Annotated in this window: 13 protein-coding genes; 2 read left to right on the top strand and 11 right to left on the bottom strand. The window is 71.7% G+C overall.

Annotated elements, in window-relative coordinates:
* Positions 1-60 precede the first annotated feature (60 nt).
* From infB to E4K62_RS05895, 4 genes are all read right to left on the bottom strand, one after another.
* Positions 61-2,859 carry a translation initiation factor IF-2 gene (gene infB, locus E4K62_RS05910; RefSeq protein WP_374108144.1) on the bottom strand — a complete coding sequence of 933 codons (2,799 nt, stop codon included), beginning with the start codon at positions 2,857-2,859 and terminating at the stop codon, positions 61-63.
* 93 nt (positions 2,860-2,952) lie between these two features.
* Positions 2,953-3,204 (bottom strand): YlxR family protein, encoded by a 252-nt coding sequence (locus tag E4K62_RS05905; protein WP_135064812.1) that lies wholly within the window; start codon positions 3,202-3,204, stop codon positions 2,953-2,955.
* 42 nt (positions 3,205-3,246) lie between these two features.
* Positions 3,247-4,236: a transcription termination factor NusA gene (nusA, locus tag E4K62_RS05900; protein ID WP_135064810.1), complete on the bottom strand. Its 990-nt coding sequence runs from the start codon at positions 4,234-4,236 to the stop codon at positions 3,247-3,249.
* 103 nt (positions 4,237-4,339) lie between these two features.
* The gene (locus E4K62_RS05895) at positions 4,340-6,178 is read right to left on the bottom strand and encodes a lipase family protein (RefSeq protein WP_135064807.1); all 1,839 of its coding nucleotides are present in this window, start codon (positions 6,176-6,178) and stop codon (positions 4,340-4,342) included.
* A gap of 77 nt (positions 6,179-6,255) precedes the next feature.
* Here E4K62_RS05895 and E4K62_RS05890 point away from each other — a divergent pair, with 77 nt between their 5' ends.
* On the top strand, positions 6,256-7,065 hold the full coding sequence (locus E4K62_RS05890) for a DUF1206 domain-containing protein (protein ID WP_135064804.1): 810 nt from the start codon (positions 6,256-6,258) through the stop codon (positions 7,063-7,065).
* A 3-nt stretch (positions 7,066-7,068) separates the two neighbouring features.
* On the opposite strand, the gene E4K62_RS05885 is transcribed toward E4K62_RS05890, so the two are convergent.
* From E4K62_RS05885 to ispG, 5 genes are all read right to left on the bottom strand, one after another.
* On the bottom strand, positions 7,069-7,890 hold the full coding sequence (locus tag E4K62_RS05885) for an aldo/keto reductase (RefSeq protein ID WP_135064801.1): 822 nt from the start codon (positions 7,888-7,890) through the stop codon (positions 7,069-7,071).
* A gap of 16 nt (positions 7,891-7,906) precedes the next feature.
* Complete coding sequence (locus E4K62_RS05880) at positions 7,907-9,679, bottom strand: proline--tRNA ligase (RefSeq protein ID WP_135064798.1); 1,773 nt, start codon at positions 9,677-9,679, stop codon at positions 7,907-7,909.
* A 34-nt stretch (positions 9,680-9,713) separates the two neighbouring features.
* Positions 9,714-10,730, bottom strand: a complete 1,017-nt coding sequence (locus tag E4K62_RS05875) for a hypothetical protein (protein ID WP_135064795.1) — start codon at positions 10,728-10,730, stop codon at positions 9,714-9,716.
* A gap of 162 nt (positions 10,731-10,892) precedes the next feature.
* Positions 10,893-12,077: a benzoate/H(+) symporter BenE family transporter gene (locus tag E4K62_RS05870; protein ID WP_135064792.1), complete on the bottom strand. Its 1,185-nt coding sequence runs from the start codon at positions 12,075-12,077 to the stop codon at positions 10,893-10,895.
* Between the two features lie 62 nt (positions 12,078-12,139).
* Complete coding sequence (gene ispG, locus E4K62_RS05865; RefSeq protein ID WP_135070987.1) at positions 12,140-13,270, bottom strand: flavodoxin-dependent (E)-4-hydroxy-3-methylbut-2-enyl-diphosphate synthase; 1,131 nt, start codon at positions 13,268-13,270, stop codon at positions 12,140-12,142.
* A 199-nt stretch (positions 13,271-13,469) separates the two neighbouring features.
* Between ispG and E4K62_RS05860 the strand changes: the two genes are divergently transcribed.
* Positions 13,470-15,365 carry an anthranilate synthase family protein gene (locus E4K62_RS05860; protein WP_135064789.1) on the top strand — a complete coding sequence of 632 codons (1,896 nt, stop codon included), beginning with the start codon at positions 13,470-13,472 and terminating at the stop codon, positions 15,363-15,365.
* Between the two features lie 501 nt (positions 15,366-15,866).
* On the opposite strand, the gene E4K62_RS05855 is transcribed toward E4K62_RS05860, so the two are convergent.
* Positions 15,867-16,232 (bottom strand): YciI family protein, encoded by a 366-nt coding sequence (locus E4K62_RS05855; protein ID WP_135064786.1) that lies wholly within the window; start codon positions 16,230-16,232, stop codon positions 15,867-15,869.
* A gap of 88 nt (positions 16,233-16,320) precedes the next feature.
* A complete protein-coding gene (locus E4K62_RS05850) occupies positions 16,321-17,664 on the bottom strand; it encodes a M50 family metallopeptidase (RefSeq protein ID WP_135064783.1) in 1,344 nt (447 codons plus the stop codon).
* Positions 17,665-17,688: the final 24 nt, after the last annotated feature.

Here is a 17,688-nt window from a genome sequence, read left to right as displayed (position 1 = left end):
CGCGCGTGCGGGATGGAGAAGGGAGAAGGCCCCGGGCCGCAGCCCGGGGCCTTCATCGAGTCAGCCTCGCGGCTTCTCGACCATCTCGGTGGTCTCGATCTCGTCGCCGACCTGGATGTCGTTGAACTTGCCGAGTCCGATACCGGCCTCGAAGTCCGTGCGGACCTCGGTGACGTCGTCCTTGAACCGGCGCAGCGACTCGATGGCCAGGCCATCGGCCACCACGACGCCGTCGCGGATGACGCGCGCCTTGGCGTTGCGGGTGATCGTCCCCGAGCGCACGATGACACCGGCGATGTTGCCGAACTTGGAGGAGCGGAACACCTCCCGGATCTCGGCGACACCGGACTGCACCTCTTCGAACTCCGGCTTGAGCAGGCCCTTGAGCGACTGCTCGACGTCGTCGATCGCGTTGTAGATGACCGAGTAGAACCGGACGTCCACGCCCTCTCGGGCGGCGCGCTCGCGCGCCTTGGTGTCGGGGCGGACGTTGAACCCGATGACGATCGCGTTGTCGATCGTGGCCAGGTTGATGTCCGACTCGGTGATCGCGCCGACGCCGCGGTGGATGATCCGCAGCTGCACGCTGTCGTCGACCTCGATCTTGAGGAGCGACTCCTCCAGCGCCTCGACGGCACCGGACACGTCGCCCTTGATGATGAGGTTGAGCGACTCGACCTTGCCCTCTTCCAGAGCACGGGTGAAGTCCTCCAGCGAGATGCGCTTGCGCGCCTTGGCCAGAGCGGCGTTGCGCTCGGCGGCCTCGCGCTTCTCCGCGATCTGACGGGCCAGACGGTCCTCTTCGGTCACGATGAAGACGTCACCGGCGCGCGGGACGGAGTTCAGACCCTGCACCTGCACGGGGCGGGAGGGCGCGGCCTCGAGCACGGCGTCGCCGTTCTCGTCCACCATCGCCCGGACGCGACCGTAGGCCGTGCCGGCCACGATCGCGTCGCCGACCCGGAGGGTTCCGGACTGGATGAGCACCGTCGCCACCGAACCGCGGCCCTTGTCGAGCTTCGCTTCGATCGCGACACCGCGTGCCGCCTTGTTGGGGTTGGCCGTGAGGTCGAGCCCCGCGTCGGCGGTGAGGAGCACCGCATCCAGGAGGGCCTGGATGTTGGTGCCTTCGCGAGCGGACACGTCGACGAACATGACGTCGCCGCCGTACTCCTCAGCGACCAGTCCGTACTCGGTGAGCTGCTGGCGCACCTTCGCCGGGTTGGCGTCGGGCTTGTCCACCTTGTTGACCGCGACCACGACCGGCACTCCTGCCGCCTGCGCGTGGTTGAGCGCCTCCACCGTCTGGGGCATGATGCCGTCGTCGGCGGCGACCACGAGGATCGCGATGTCGGTCACCTGGGCACCACGGGCACGCATGGCGGTGAACGCCTCGTGACCCGGGGTGTCGATGAAGGTGATCGCGCGCTCGATACCGTCGTGCTCGGTCCACACCTGGTACGCACCGATGTGCTGGGTGATGCCACCGGCCTCACCGGCGACGACGTTGGTCTGACGGATCGCATCGAGCAGTCGCGTCTTACCGTGGTCGACGTGACCCATGACGGTCACCACCGGCGGACGGATCTCGAGGTCGTCCTCGCTCTCGGCCTCCAGCTCGGCATCCAGGTCGAGACCGAAGCCCTCCAGGAGCTCTTTGTCCTCGTCCTCGGGCGAGACCATCTGGATCTTGTAACCCAGTTCCTCGCCGAGTACCTCGAAGGTGGCCTCGTCGAGCGACTCCGTCGCGGTGGCCATCTCGCCCAGGTTGAACAGGATGGTCACGAGCGTGCCGGGCTGCACGGTGTAGCCGCGGATCGCCTCGAGCTTGTCGGCGAAGTCCGCGATCGACGCACCCCGGCGCAGGCGGATGATCTCGCCGTTGCCCTTCTGGACGTTGACGCCGCCGACGACCGGCGCCGACCGCATCTCGAATTCCTGCCGCTTCGCCCGCCGCGACTTGCGCTGCTTGGACTTGCCGCCGCCCTTGCCGAAGGCACCGGCGGTACCGCCGCCGGGTCCACGACCGCGGCCACCGCCGCCACCGGGACGACCGGCGAAACCGCCGCCGGGACGACCGGCGAAGCCGCCGCCGGCACCTCCACCGGCGCCGCCGGGACGACCGGGGCCGCCGGGACGCTGCTGGAACGGTGCGCCGGGACGACCGGCGCCACCGGGGCGACCTGCGCCGCCGGGACGCGGGGCCCCCGGACGCGGTGCGCCGGGACGCGGCGCCTGCGGCCGCGGGATGTTGCCGGGAGTCGGGCGCTGGCCCATCCCCTGCTGCGAGGAGAACGGGTTGTTGCCCGGACGCGGGCCGGCCGGACGCTGGCCCATCCCCTGCTGCGAGGAGAACGGGTTGTTACCCGGACGCGGGGCGCCACCGGGACGCGGCGGCTGAGGGGCGCCGGGGCCGGGACGCGGCGCGGCGGGTGCGGCCGGAGCGGCCTCCGCAGCAGCCGGGGCCGCCGGAGCGGGCGCGGACGGCGCGGGAGCCGAGGGTGCGGGAGCCGACGGTGCCGGAGCCGCGGGAGCCGCGGGTGCGGATGCCGCAGGCGCCGCGGGCGCGGCGGGCTGCGCGGGGGCGGCCGGAGTGCTGGCGGCGGGGGCCGCGGGGCGCGCGGGCGCGGCCGGACGTGCCGGGCCGGGCTTGGCACCCGATCGCGCGGCAGCGGGTGCCGGTGCGGCCGGTGCGGCGCCTTCGGAGGCGAGCGCGGCGCGCAGCTTGCGCGCGACCGGGGGCTCGATGGTGGATGAGGGGCTCTTGACGAATTCGCCGAGCTCCTTCAGCTTCGCGAGGGCGACTTTACTGTCGACGCCGAGCTCGGAAGCGATCTCGTGCACGCGTGGTTTTGCCACAATTCTCCTGTCTGGGGGCCTACCCCGGACAGGGCAGACCATTAGATGCGGACGGGTCTCATTTCGAGCCGTTCACTTTGAGTCCATAGCCGTTCAGCCGTTTCGCTGGAGGGTCTGTTGAAAGGTCTGCGTGTCGAGCGGACCCGACACACGCAATGCGCGGACGAAGGCGCGGCGCCGTAAGGCGAGGTCCACGCACGCATCCGTCTCATGCACCCACGCGCCCCGCCCCGGCATCATCGCCCGGTCATCGCGCACGAGGACCGAATCGACGGCCACGACCCGAAGGAGCGTGGACCGGGGAGCTCGCGTGCGACATGCGACGCACGTTCGTTCCGGTTCCATTCTACACGCGGGGGCGGGTCGACGACGGACAGTCGCGCCCGCTCACTCGTCCTCGAGGATGCTGTCGGGCTGGATGTCGATCTTGGCGCCGGTCAGCTTCGCGGCCAGCCGGGCGTTCTGCCCTTCCTTGCCGATCGCCAGTGACAGCTGGTAGTCCGGCACGAGGGCCCGCACGGCCTTCGTCGTCGGATCCAGGACGAAGCTCGAGGTCACCTTCGCCGGCGACAGGGCGTTCGCCACGAATCGCGGCAGCTCCGGGTCGTAGTCGACGATGTCGATCTTCTCGCCGCCGAGTTCCTCCGTCACCGCCCGCACGCGCCGGCCCAGTTCGCCGATGCACGCGCCCTTCGCGTTGATGGTGGGGTCGTTGGCCTTGACCGCGATCTTGGTGCGGTGACCCGCCTCACGCGCGAGGGAGACGATCTCCACGAGCCCCGATGCGATCTCCGGCACCTCCAGCGCGAACAGCTTCCGCACGAGCCCGGGGTGGGTGCGCGAGACCGTGATCGAGGGGCCCTTCGTGCCGCGGGAGACGGAGGTGACGTACACGCGCAGGCGGGACCCGTGCGGGTAGGTCTCCCCCGGAGCCTGCTCCTCAGGCGGGAGGATCGCCTCGACGGTGCCGAGGTCGACGTGCACCATGCGGGGGTTCGGGCCCTGCTGGACGACCCCGGCGACGATGTCGCCCTCCTTGCCGCGGAACTCCCCCAGCACGGCGTCGTCGGCGATGTCACGCAGCCGCTGGCTGATGACCTGCTTCGCGGCGAAGGCGGCGATCCGCCCGAAGTCCTCGGGGGTCTGCTCCTCCTCGCCGATGACGGCGCCCTCCTCATCGAGCACCGGCGTGAAGACGGCGACGTGACCGGTCTTGCGGTTGACTTCCGCGCGCGCCCCTTCGGGTGCGGCTCCCGTCGGCGAGGTGTGCTTGCCGTACGCCGTCAGGATGGCCTGTTCGATGATGCTCGCGAGTTCCTCGAAGGGAATCTCTTTCTCCCGCTCGATCGTCTTCAGCAGTCCGAGATCGATGTCCACCGTGGGGCCTCCGTATTCAGCTCTCGCCGACGCGAGAACGCGCCGACAACCCCAGAACGTTACCGGATCCACCCGTGCCGCGCCTGCGAGAGGCCTGAGCCGCTCACCGCCGGCCGCAGTCGTCCAGGATCTGCGGCGACCGGTCGAACAACCCCTCGGTCCACTGGATGAGCACGGGGAGGAAGCGCGAGCCGGGCATGATGGGGCGGAGGTGGTCGTAATCGCGGTAGGCCCGCCACCGCACCTGCTGCCCCTGTTCGCACAGTCCCTGGACGTACTGCTCCTGGAGGCTCGGCGGGAGGACCTCGTCCTCCTGCCCCCACGCCACCAGGATGGGCGAGCCGGTGGGCCCGGTCGCGGCGTTCTCGGCCAGTCGCCGGCCGAGGGCGCCCGTGGTCAGATCCGCCGCGTAGAGCGGACGGTCCTCCGACACCCCGAGCGCGGTCACCACCGACACCACCACACCGGGCTCGGTGGGGCACCGCTGCGTCATCTCCCGCACGATGGCCCGCGCTCCGGGCGCGACGTAATCGTCCAGGTGCACGTCGGCGTACGTCTCGGAGTACGGCACCAGAACCCATGACGTGAGCACCGACAGCAGAGCACCGGCATCCGAGTCCAGCAGCTCGTCGGCGAGGGCGAGTGGGTCGGCGGCGGGTGCGATCGCGGCGGTGCCGAGCACATCGATGCCCGGGGTGTACTCCTCCGCCAAGCTCGCCGTCCACAGCGCGGCGTGCCCGCCCTGGGAGTGCCCCCACACGACCGTGTCTGGTGACAGGGTCAGGTCGGGAAGCTCCGCCGCCGCCAGCACGGCGTCCAGCGAGGAACGCGCCTCGCCCTTGCCGATGAGGTACGGGAAGGTGCCGGGCGCCCCCTGACCGGAATAGTCCGACGCCACCACCACCCAGCCGGCATCCAGCGCCTCCTCCAGCGCCGGGATGGCCCATCGCGTCGCCGACGCATCGCGCAGGCTCGGTGCGCAGCCCTGCGCGACACCGGTCGTGCCGTGATTCCACACGATCACCGGGCGAGGGCCGGGCGGCGGATCGTTCGGCACGATCACGAGGGCGCTCGCGACGGCCGGCCGGCTGACGGCGTCGCGGGTGGTGTACAGGATGCGGCTGACCTCTCCGCCCTGCGGGGCGCGGCCGAGGTAGCCGTCCCAGCGGATCAGGCGGCCGTGGCCCGGCGGCAGACGGTCGGGCGGATCGTAGAACGCATCGACGACCGGTGCGCCCTCGGCGAGCCAGTCATCCAGAACCCAGCCTCCCGCTGCGGAGGTCACCAGCAGCAGCGACAGGGCGTACCGTCCGGCGGCGGTCCACGCCGACGCCCGCCGGGTCCGCTGGTTCGACGGGGCGACCGCGGGGAGCCCCCGCCGCACCCGTCCGGCCGCACGCATGCCGCGGACCCCGCGGATGAGAAGCGAGACCCCGAGAGCGACGGTGCGCACCCCGAACACGAGGGCCACGAGCAGGACGGTCACATCCGGCCACGTCAGCGACAGGATGCCGAAGGCGATCTGCGCCGCCCCGGAGGCCGCCGAGAGCACCCGCTGGCTGGGACGACCGCGTGCCACCGCGTCGCCCACCGAGGCCAGTCCACCGACCACGAGGAAGGCGGCCAGCACCGGCGGCAGCAGGTCCAGGCTCCGCCCCAGCCACACCAGCACCATCAGTCCGCCGGCGATCCACGCCACGGCGAACACGCGCGTCCACCACCGCTGCGAGCGCCGGGTGATGAGTTCGGCGAGCCCCGTGATGATCGCGCTGAGGGCGACGTACACCCCGAGCAGCACGAGCGAGGTCAGGGGGCGCGTCACGATGAGCGCACCGAGGATCACGATCAGGATCCCCGCCACCAGCAGCACCCGGGCCGGCGCCCGCCCGATCAGGTCGGGCAGTGCTCTCCACGGGGAGGACAGGTGCCGGCGGGGGGACATCCGCCCCATGATATGCGGCCTGCCGGTGCGCTCCCGACCGGTCGGAGGGACCATCGGGGGACGGTAATGTCGCCGTCATGCGCAGCGAGGTCCGCTCGGCAGCCCGGAGCGCCGAACACAATCCCGTGCTGCGCGTGCTGGCGCGCGCCGGCTACGTGGCCAACGGCATCATGCACGCCCTCATCGGCGTCATCGTCCTGGTCGCCGCCTCCGGTGGGCCCGGCGACGCCGATCAGACCGGGGCGTTCCGCTCCATCGCCGCCGCGCCGTGGGGCTTCGCGCTGCTGTGGGCCCTCGCGATCGGCCTGATCGCCCTCGGCGTGTGGCACGCCGTCGCCGCCGTCGGGGCACGCAGGGCCAAGCGCACGCAGCGCGTGGGCATCCTCGCCTCCGAGATCGGTCAGGCGGTCGTCTTCGCCGCGGTGGGAGCGGTGGCCGCATCCGTCGCCCTCGGTGCCCGGCCCAGCGCCGAGCGCGCCGCGGAGGACGCCAGCGCCGGTGTCCTGGCCATGCCCGCGGGCCCCTTCCTCCTCGGCGCGGTGGGGCTCGGCGTCGCCATCGCCGGCGTCGCGTTCGTCGTGATGGGCGTGCGACGCTCCTTCCGCACGAAGGTCGAGCTGCCGCACAACGGCTGGGGCCACGCCGTCGCCGGGCTCGGGGTCGTCGGATTCGTCGCCAAGGGCATCGCCCTGATCATCGTCGGGATCCTCCTCGCCGTCGCGGCGGTGGAGGTGGACCCCGGGCAGGCGGGTGGCCTCGATGGCGCGGTGCAGGCGCTCCTGCAGTTGCCGGCCGGACCGCTGCTGGGAGCGGCCGTGGGCGTGGGCTTCCTCGCCTACGGCGCGTTCACGATCCTGCGCGCGCGCTTCGCGAAGCTCTCGGTGTGATCGTCAGTCCAGGTCGGGGTCGCGTCCGGTGCGCACGCCCGTCTCCAGGCGCGCGATCGCGGCCCGATCGGCGTCATCCAGGGTGAAGTCGAAGACGTCGGCGTTCTCGCGGAGGCGGGCGATCGACGTCGACTTCGGGAAGAGCACGAGGCCGCGATCCAGGTGCCACCGGATCACCACCTGCGCGGGTGTCTTGCCGTGCGCGGCGCCGATGCGGGCCAGGACCGGCTCGTCCAGCAGGCCGCCGCGTGCCAGCGGCGCCCACGCCTCCGTCACGATGCCGTGCGCGGTGTGCCAGTCCTGCAGCCCGTGCTGCGGGAACCGCGGATGCAGCTCGACCTGATTGACCGCGGGGCTCACGCCGGTCTCCTCGATGAGGCGCTGAATGTGGGCGGGGGTGAAGTTGCTCACCCCGATCGACCGCGCCCGCCCCTCCTCGGCCAGGCGCACGAGCGCGCGCCATGTGTCCGCGTACCGGTCGGCGCTGGGCACCGGCCAGTGGATGAGGTACAGATCGACCGTCTCCATCCCGAGCCGACGCATGCTGGCGTCGAACGCGCGGAGGGTGCGGTCATAGCCCTGGTCGTCGTTCCACACCTTGGTCGTGACGAAGACCTCCTCGCGCGGCACTCCGCTGCGCCGCAGGCCCTCCCCCACCTCCGCCTCGTTGCCGTACAGGCTGGCGGTGTCGACGTGGCGGTAGCCGAAGCGGAGGGCATCGGCGACGAGGTCGGCGGTGAGGGCCGCGGGGACCTTGTACGTGCCGACGCCCAGCTGCGGGATGCTGCCGCCGCCGGCGAGCGGGATCAGCGGGGCGGGGATCACGGGTGTGGGGATACGGTCACACGGCGCTCAGGCGAGCGACGGCCTCGGCGGCGGGAACGACCTCGCGGGCGCCGGTGCGGCGGTCCCACAGCTCCACCTCGCCCGCGGCGGCCCCGCGGCCCACGATGACGATGCGCGGCACGCCGACCAGCTCGGCATCGCCGAACTTCACGCCGGGCGAGACCTTCGGGCGGTCATCGAACAGCACGTCCAGGCCCGCCGTCTCGAGGTCGGAACTGAGGCTCTCGGCGAGCTCGAAGGCCGCCGCATCCCGGCCCGTGGCCACCACGTGCACGTCGAACGGCGCGACCGAGGCGGGCCAGATGAGGCCCTTGTCGTCGTTGTTGAGCTCGGCGATGATCGCGAGGATCCGGGTCACCCCGATGCCGTAGGAGCCCATCGTGACGGTGACGAGCTTGCCGTTCTCATCGAGCACCTTGAGCCCGAGGGTCTCGGCGAAGAACCGGCCGAGCTGGAAGACGTGACCGATCTCCATCCCCCGGGCCAGTTCCACGGGCCCCGAGCCGTCGGGGGCGGGGTCGCCGGCGCGGACGGTGGCGACCTCGATGAACCCGTCCGCGGTGAAGTCACGGCCGGCAACGAGGGAGTGCACGTGCTTCTGGTCGATGTTGGCGCCGGTGATCCAGCTCGTGCCGTCCACGACACGAGGGTCGAGGAGGTAGCGGATGCCGGTCGCGGACTCCTCGCCGAGCACCGCCCCGGTGGGCGACCACGGGCCGATGTAGCCCTTCACGAGGAAGGGGTGGCGCTCGAAGTCGGCCTCGGTGGCCTGCTCGACCTCGGCGGGCGCGAAGGCGACCTCGACGCGCTTGTCGTCGACGTCGCGGTCACCGGGAAGCCCCACGACGACGAGCTCGCGCGTGCCGTCGATGTGCTTGAGGGCCAGCACGACGTTCTTCAGCGTGTGCGCGGCGGTCCACTCCCCGCCCTCTGCGGGCGGATCCAGCACGGCGTTGCAGTGGTCCACGAGCGTCGTGATCGTGGGGGTGTCGGGCGAGTCGAAGATCACCGGATCGGGCAGCCCGTCGAACGGGATCGCCTCGGGTACGAGCGTGGTGAACGCCTCGACGTTGGCGGCGTAGCCGCCCGCCGACCGGACGAAGGTGTCCTCCCCGACGGGCGTGGGATGCAGGAACTCCTCGCTGCGCGCCCCGCCCATCAGCCCGTTGTCGGCGTTGACGATGACGTACTCAAGCCCCAGGCGCTGGAAGATCCGCTCATACGCGTCGCGCTGCCGCTGGTACGAGGCATCCTGACCCTCGTCGGTGTAGTCGAAGGAGTAGGCGTCCTTCATCGTGAACTCGCGCCCGCGCAGGAGGCCGGCGCGCGGGCGGGCCTCGTCGCGGTACTTGTCCTGGATCTGGTAGATCGTCAGCGGCAGGTCTTTGTACGACGAGTACAGGTCTTTCACCAGGAGCGTGAACATCTCCTCGTGCGTGGGCGCGAGCAGGTAGTCCGCGCCCTTGCGGTCCTGCAGGCGGAAGATGCCGTCGCCGTACGACTCCCACCGGCCGGACGCCTCGTACGGCTCGCGCGGCAGGAGTGCCGGGAAGTGCACCTCATACGCGCCCGCGTTGGCCATCTCGTCGCGGATGATGGCTTCGATCTTGCGCTTGACCTTCAGCCCGAGCGGCAGCCACGCGAAGATGCCGGGCGCGTTGCGGCGGATGTAGCCGGCGCGCACGAGCAACCGATGGCTCGTGACCTCCGCATCGGCGGGGTCTTCGCGGAGAGTGCGGAGGAAGAAGTGCGACAGACGGGTGACCACGAGGGTCAAGTCTAGGCGCGCGGGCTGAGCGGCCTCATCGCCCCTGTGCGACGACGGCCGCGGCTGCCGCCTGCAGGGCGTCGAGCGACATGCCGTAACCGCCCAACGTCCAGCGGTGATTGTCCCCCACGACGACGACGGCCGGTGCGTCGGCGCGCCCGGTGAGCGTGTAGGCGACGTCGGCTCCCGGCACGTCGATCGGCTCGGCGGCGACCTCCGCCAGTGCCTCGTCCGAGGGCGGGCCGGCGTCGGCCTGCCAGAAGACCTCGACACCGACGGCGGCGTCGTACCACGCGCACCACTCGACCAGGCCCTGGGAGCGCAGGACCTCCCATGTGGGGCCCTCCGGGAAGAGGTCGGTCGGGTACCCCGAGACGGGTTCGCTCACGCCCACCGCCTGCTGTACCGGGCCGGCCAGCGTGTCGCAGGCGGGGAGCACGCGCTCGGTATCCGGTCCGGGCGAGCCGGCCAGCGCCGCACCGTGGGCCCGCAGCGCCTGGAACGCGGCGTCGAGCCGTCCCTGGACAAGGGCCGATTCCTCCGGCGTCGGCTCACGCTCGGCTGCATACACGGGTGGGACGACGACCAGTGCCCACGTGTCGCCGATCACCTCGCTGCGCTGACAGTGCACGAGGCACGGCTCATCGGCCGGCACCTGGGCGAGCTCGGCCGGCACGACGGAGGCGGGGATGAGCGTGACCCACACGTACGCGCCGCCGGCGCCATCGCCGCGCCATCCGCAGTCCAGCCCACCCACAACGGCTGCGCTGGCCGGGAGATCGGGCGGGATGGCGTTCAAGGAGCCCCCGGAGTGCGTCGACGACTCCCCTCCGGTGATCGTCACGAGATCGTCGTCCGTGAAGATCCGTGCGCAGTCGCCGTCGAAGGGGACCCGGACCGGTTCGACGGTCGCCGACGCCGTGGGCGAGGGCGACGCACTCGGCGTGGCCGTGGGCGTCGAGGCGGCCGGAGCCGGCTGTGCGCAGCCGGCGAGTGCGAGGAGGACGATCGCGACGGCGAGCGCGGCGGGTGCGCGCCGGAGGGTCATCATGCGCATACTCTAGGGCTCTGCGCCGCGCCGGAGGGGTGGAAAACGGCCTGTCATCGCCGAAAACAGGACGATCGCCGAGGTCAGGACCGAACCGGCGGTATCCGTCCTGATCTCGGCGATTCTCCTGTTCTCGGCACCACGGCCGGGGGCGGAGACGCGGGGTCAGCGGCGCCCGGCGTGCAGGACGGTGCGGACGAGCAGGCCGGCCACGAGGGCCCAGAAGGCGGCGCTGACCCCTCCGACGGCGACACCGGATGCGGCGACGAGGAACGTCACGACCGCCGGAAGCCGCTCCCCCGGGTCGTCGATGGCCTGCTGCACCGCGGATCCGAACGCCGCGAACAGTGCCACGCCCGCGACGGCGGGGATGACCGCCGCCGGCGCCACGACGACGAGCGCGACGAGCGCCGCAGACAGGCCGCCCAAGACGATGCCCGTCACGCCGGTGGACACGCCCGCCACCCACCGCCGCGTCGGGTCCGGGTCGGCGTCGGGGGCGGCGGCGAGCGCGGCGCTGATGGCCGCGAGGTTGATCGCATGCCCGCCCGCCGGTGCCGCGAGGGCCGTGCCCACCCCGGTGACGAACATCGCCGGACGCCACGGGACGGTGTAGCCGTAGCTGCGCATCACCGCGACACCGGGGACGTTCTGCGAGGCCATCGTGACCAGGAACAGCGGGAGCGCGAGCCCCACGACCGCCCCGAGGCTGATGCCGGGAGCGGTCAGCTCCAGGCGCGGGATCAGGTCGACGGGTGCGACCGCCGCACCCGTCGCGGCGACGTGCACGGCGACGACGACCGCGGCGGCGAGGAAGGCGAGCGGGACGGCCCAGCGCGGCGCGAGGCGCACGCACACGAGCCACGTCAGCAGCACCGGCGCCACTTCCCACGGGTTGGCGACCAGCCCGGCGACGGGGGCCAGGCACAGCGGAAGGAGGATCCCCGCGAGCATCGCCTGCGCGATCGAGGGTGGGATGCGGGCGATGAGCCGGCCCAGCTGCGGCCACAGCGCCGTGAGGAGGATGAGCCCGGCGGTCACCAGGAACGCGCCCACCGCCGCGGGCCAGCCGCCCTCCACCGCCCCCGTCGCGGCCAGGAGCGCGGCCCCCGGGGTGGACCACGCCACCGTGATCGGCATGCGGTATCGCCACGCCAGCACGATGGAGCCGACGCCCATCGTCACGCACAGCACGAGCAGCCCGCTCGCCGCCTGTGCGGGCGTCGCGCCCACCGCGTCAAGCCCCGTGAGCACGACGGCGAAGCTGCTCGTGAAACCCACGAGTGCCGTGAGGACGCCGGCCGCGATGGGGCGGGCGAGGGTCGCTCGGGGTTCCGTCGAGTCGGTCATGAGATGTCCGACGGTACTGGACGCACCGCCATCGCACCGACGCGAGGACCGGGCCTTCCGGGTCAGGCGGTGATGACCTGCGCCGTCCCGATCTGAGCGTCGGGGCCCATCTCGTCGGCGATGCGGTTGGCCTCCTCGATGAGGGTGGCGACGATCTCGGACTCCGGCACGGTCTTGATGACCTGTCCCTTCACGAAGATCTGGCCCTTCCCGTTACCGGATGCCACGCCGAGGTCGGCCTCGCGGGCCTCACCCGGACCGTTCACGACGCATCCCATGACGGCCACACGCAGCGGCACCGTCATGTCCTTCAGGCCCTCTGTGACGTTGTCGGCGAGGGTGTAGACGTCCACCTGCGCCCGCCCGCACGAGGGGCACGACACGATCTCGAGCTTGCGCTCCCGCAGGTTCAGCGACTGCAGGATCTGGTGCCCGACCTTGACCTCCTCAGCCGGCGGGGCGGAGAGGGACACGCGGATGGTGTCGCCGATGCCCTCCGAGAGCAGGATGCCGAAGGCCGTCGCGCTCTTGATCGTCCCCTGGAAGGCGGGGCCCGCCTCGGTGACGCCCAGGTGCAGCGGCCAGTCGCCCATGGCGGCCAGGAGCCGGTAGGCCTTGACCATGATGACCGGGTCGTTGTGCTTGACCGAGATCTTGAAGTCGTGGAAGTCGTGCTCTTCGAAAAGGGATGCCTCCCACCGCGCGCTCTCGGCGAGCGCCTCCGGTGTGGCCTTGCCGTACTTCTCCAGCAGGCGCTTGTCCAGCGAACCGGCGTTCACGCCGATCCGCAGCGACACACCGGCGGCCTTGGCCGCAGCGGCGATCTCCCCCACCTTGTCGTCGAACTGGCGGATGTTGCCGGGGTTGACCCGGACGGCGGCGCACCCGGCGTCGATCGCCTGGAAGACGTACTTCGGCTGGAAGTGGATGTCGGCGATCACCGGGATCTGGCTCTTCTTGGCGATGATCGGCAGCGCCTCGGCGTCGTCGGCGCTGGGCACCGCGACACGCACGATCTCGCACCCGGATGCGGTCAGCTCGGCGATCTGCTGCAGGGTCGCGTTGATGTTCGTGGTGGGCGTGGTGGTCATGGACTGCACGCTCACGGGAGCGTCACCCCCGACGAGCACCTTGCCGACGCGGATCTGACGGCTCTTGCGGCGAGGCGCGAGCACCTCGGGGATCCGAGGCATCCCGATGTTCACTGCTGGCACGCCTTCAGCCTACGCCGCCGTGCTGACCGCCGGCTCGGAGCGGGCGTGTGGTACCTTCGGCGCATGTCCGCGAACCGCACTTGGTGGCTCACCGTTTAGGCGGTGTCTTTCGTGTGACAGACCGCCCTCGGGGCGGTCTTCTTCGTTTGGGCGGCCGCCCCCCGACGAAAGACCGACGATGAACCGGCCCGACATCCCGCTCCTGCTGCGCCGCCTCGCCGAGGCCAGCGCGCCCTTCGCCCTGCTCGCCCGCGATCCCGAGACCGTCGAGGTGCTCACCGGCGACGTCGTGGACGTCCCCCTCCTCGCCGACATCCCGCTCGAGGACGCGAGCGGCCGCGCCCGCGAGGTGCTCGCACTCGTGCCGTACCGGCAGGTGCGCGAGCGCGGCTTCGTCAGCCACGACGACGGCGCACCGCTGCGCTGCCTGATCGTGGACGAGCACGTGTCACTCCCCCGCGCCGAGGTCCTCGCCGCTCTGCCGGCTGACCCGGTTCCCCTGATCGATGCCGGATTCGACATCGCCGACGACGAGTACGCCGACATCGTCCGCCGCGTCATCGCCGACGAGATCGGCCGCGGCGAGGGGGCGAACTTCGTCATCCGGCGCGATTTCACCGCGGCCGTCGGCACCGACCCGCGCGTGGCGGCGCTGACGTGGTTCCGCGCCCTGCTCGAGCACGAGCGCGGGGCGTACTGGACGTTCGCAGTCGTGACCGACGGGCACGTCGCGGTGGGGGCCAGCCCGGAGGCGCACGTGAGCGCACGCGGCGGGGTCGTGACGATGAACCCGATCTCCGGCACCTTCCGCCACCCCGCCGGCGGCGCCACGGCGGAGACCCTGACGGAGTTCCTCGAGTCGACCAAGGAGACCGAGGAGCTCTTCATGGTCGTCGACGAAGAACTCAAGATGATGTCGGCGGTGTGCTCGGACGGCGGCCGCATCACCGGCCCGCACCTGAAGGAGATGTCGCGGCTCACCCACACCGAGTACATGCTGCGCGGGCGCAGCCGCCTGGACCCGCGGGACATCCTGCGCGAGACGATGTTCGCGCCCACCGTCACCGGCTCACCCATGCAGAACGCCTGCGCGGTGATCGCCCGGCACGAGACCACGCCCCGCGGGTACTACTCCGGCGTCGCGGCGCTGTTCACGCCATCGGCGGAGCAGGGCGGGGCCACGCACGACCTCGACGCACCCATCCTCATCCGCACGGCGTACCTGCAGGAGGGGCGCCTGCGCGTCCCCGTGGGGGCGACGCTCGTGCGCCACTCCGACCCGCACGGCGAGGTCAGCGAGACCCATGGCAAGGCGGCGGGCGTGCTGGGGGCCATCGGCGCGATCCCCCGTGACGTGCCGGCACCGGACCCGGATGCGCCGGCCGGCCGGCGCCGCGTCCTCGCCGACGACCCTGCCATCGCGGAGCTGCTCGCCTCGCGCAACAGCAGGCTGGCCGCGTTCTGGCTCCAACCGCAGGACAGCGCCCCGGCGGGGCCGTTCCGCGGCCTCGATGCGATCGTCGTGGACGCGGAGGACCGCTTCACCACGATGCTCGCCCACCAGCTGCGCCACCTGGGGCTCGAGGTCAGGATCCTCCCGTGGGGAGAGGTGACCGATGCGCAGGTGGCGGCGGCCGCCCTGGTCGTGGCGGGACCGGGCCCGGGGGATCCCCGTGATGCGGACAGCGCGCGGATGCGGCGGATGCGCGAGGTCGTGGCTCATCGCCGCGGGACGGGCCGCCCGCTGCTGGCGGTGTGCCTGAGCCACCAGATCCTCGCCGATGCGCTGGGGCTCGGGCTGGCGCCGCTCGCCCGCCCTCACCAGGGTCTCCAGCTGAACGTCGACGTGTTCGGCGAGCCCGCCTCGATCGGCTTCTACAACACCTTCACCGCGCGCGTGCCCGCGGGAACGGCGAGCGTGGGCGAGACCGAGGTGGCCGCGCATCCGGACAGCGGCGACGTGTACGCGCTGCGCGGCCCCGGCTACGCCTCCGTGCAGGGGCACCTGGAGTCGATCCTCTCGCGTGACGGCATGCGCACGCTGGAGCGCCTGGTCGCGCACGCGCTGTCGTAGCCTCATTCCGGCAGGCGCGTGCGCAGCAGCCGCCGTTCGGCGTCGTTGCGGCGCGGTTCCGGCGCACGATCCGTTGCCGACCCGGCGCCGCCAGACCGAACTCCTCAAATCCGCGCGTGGATGCGGCGGAAACCACCCCTCACGACGCCGAAGGCACCGGCCTTGAGGAGTTCGGGCTTGAGCGCGACCGGGCCCCGAGCGCCTCCGGCTCTGCCCGCAGCGCGGATGCGACCACCCGCGTACGCGCACGATCCGTTGGCCGACCCGGCGCCGCCAGACCGAACTCCTCAAATCCGCGCGTGGATGCGGCGGAAACCACCCCTCACGACGCCGAAGGCACCGGTCTTGAGGAGTTCGGACTTGAGCGCGACCGGTCGGAAGGTGAACGTCGCGGGGCGAGCGGGAGGCGCGACCCGCTCGGCCAGCGTCCCTCCGCCAGCGCCGCGTCGGACGGGCGCGCTCCGGCCGGCCCGCCGCGCGGGCCGGCCGGAGCGCGGGCGGTCATTCGAACTGGCTGTAGTCGGTGACCATCGGTCGGATCTCCACGCAGCTGCCGGGCATGCTCAGCGATGGCCACGTCTTCACGAGCGCGATCGCGGCATCCATGTCCGGGACGTCGATGATGCTGAATCCGCCGATGACCTCGCGGGCTTCCGAGAACGGTCCGTCCACGACCATGACATCGCCGCTGTCGTGGCGCACCGTGGTGGCCGTCTCCACCGGTTGCAGCTCCGCCCCGCCCTCGTCGATGACCGCGGCGTTGTCCTGGAACCACCGGTAGATCCGGGCGTAGTCCTCCTGCACGCGCTCCGGCGGCTGAGCCGCGTCCAGCTCGGGATCGGAGGCGAACATGATCACGTACTTCATCGGAGTCTCCTTCGCTCTGTGGGAACCTTCCCACCCCGTCAGCGAACGGGCCAGAGCGATTTCGACATCTCCGCCGATTCCGGCGGGATCAGAACAGCGACACCGGGTTGAACAGGTCGGCGAGGATGAGGACGGCCCCCATCCCGATCAGCAGCACGACCACCACGAAGGTCACCGGCACGAGCCTGGTCGCATCCACGGGCTTCGGCGGGGGCCGCCGGAACAGCTTCGCCCAGGCGCGCTTGATGCCATCCCACAGCGCCACCGCGACGTGGCCGCCGTCCAGCGGCAGCAGCGGGATGAGGTTGAACACGAACAGCGCGATGTTCAGCGACGCCAGCAGCCCGATGAGGCTCGCGACCCGGTCAAGGACCGGCGCGTCCGTGGCGGCGACCTCGCCGGCCAGCCGTCCCGCGCCCACGACGCTGAGCGGACCGTTGGGATCGCGTTCCTGGCCCGTGAACAGGTCGACGGCGGTGTCCCACACCCGCACGGGCAGCTGCGTCATGATCCCCGCCACGGCGCCGACGTTCTCGAACGCCGCCTGCGGCCCCGCCCACACGGGCTGCGCGACGTGGGTGACCTGCGCGCCGACGCCGACGAAGCCGACCTCCTCGGTCTCCGGGGCGCCATCGGGTCCGATGACGGTCGCGCCGTCGTCGCCGATCACCTCCCGGCTCGTGCGCACGGGAGTGAGGGTGACGCTCTGCTCGGCACCGTCACGCTCGAGCACGACGCGCAGGGGCACGCCGGGGTGGTCCTGGATGATCGCGGATGCTTCCGCGAACGTCGAGACAGCCGTGCCGTCCACCGACACCAGCACGTCACCGGGCTGGATGCCCGCCTGCGCCGCCGGGGCGCGGGGGTCGGACGGCTTGCAGTCGGTGCGGTCGGTGCCGGCGGGGAGCACGCACTCGCTCACGGAGGCGATCGTGGTCGTCGCGGTGGGGATCCCGATTCCGCTGAACAGGAGCACGAACAGCACGACGGCCAGCACGAGGTTCATGAGCGGCCCGCCCAGCATCACGATGACGCGCTTCCACACCGGCAGGCGGTAGAAGACGCGATCGTCGTCGTCGCCGACGAGGGTCTCGTCGTTGGCGGCCCTGGCATCCTGGACCATCGTGGCGAAGAAGCCTCCGCCCGCACGCCCGGAGCGCTCCCCGGCCAGCGCCGCCTCGCGTTCGCGCGGGGAGGGGGGATACATCCCCGCCATCGAGATGTAGCCGCCGAGCGGGATCGCCTTGAATCCGTACTCGGTCTCGCCGATGCGGCGGGACCACAGCGTCGGCCCGAAGCCGATCATGTACTGGCCGACGCGGACGCCGAACTTCTTCGCGGGCACCAGATGGCCGATCTCGTGCAGCGCGATCGACACCGCCAGCCCGACGACCATGACGAGCACGCCGACGACGAAGGCGATCACTTCCACAGCCTCACCGTACCGGCGGCGCCC

The sequence above is a fragment of the Microbacterium wangchenii genome (assembly GCF_004564355.1).
In the GTDB taxonomy this organism is placed as follows: Bacteria; Actinomycetota; Actinomycetes; order Actinomycetales; family Microbacteriaceae; genus Microbacterium; species Microbacterium wangchenii.
This window is presented reverse-complemented; position numbering and strand designations above follow the sequence as displayed.

What these genes read in the sequence shown, in the direction of transcription:
- E4K62_RS05860 (WP_135064789.1), top strand. Translation starts at nt 13,470, where the DNA reads ATGAACCGGCCCGACATCCCGCTCCTGCTGCGCCGCCTCGCCGAGGCC.
- E4K62_RS05905 (WP_135064812.1), bottom strand. Translation starts at nt 3,204, where the DNA reads ATGGAACCGGAACGAACGTGCGTCGCATGTCGCACGCGAGCTCCCCGG.
- E4K62_RS05875 (WP_135064795.1), bottom strand. Translation starts at nt 10,730, where the DNA reads ATGATGACCCTCCGGCGCGCACCCGCCGCGCTCGCCGTCGCGATCGTC.
- E4K62_RS05895 (WP_135064807.1), bottom strand. Translation starts at nt 6,178, where the DNA reads ATGTCCCCCCGCCGGCACCTGTCCTCCCCGTGGAGAGCACTGCCCGAC.
- E4K62_RS05890 (WP_135064804.1), top strand. Translation starts at nt 6,256, where the DNA reads ATGCGCAGCGAGGTCCGCTCGGCAGCCCGGAGCGCCGAACACAATCCC.
- ispG (WP_135070987.1), bottom strand. Translation starts at nt 13,270, where the DNA reads ATGCCTCGGATCCCCGAGGTGCTCGCGCCTCGCCGCAAGAGCCGTCAG.
- E4K62_RS05855 (WP_135064786.1), bottom strand. Translation starts at nt 16,232, where the DNA reads ATGAAGTACGTGATCATGTTCGCCTCCGATCCCGAGCTGGACGCGGCT.
- E4K62_RS05870 (WP_135064792.1), bottom strand. Translation starts at nt 12,077, where the DNA reads ATGACCGACTCGACGGAACCCCGAGCGACCCTCGCCCGCCCCATCGCG.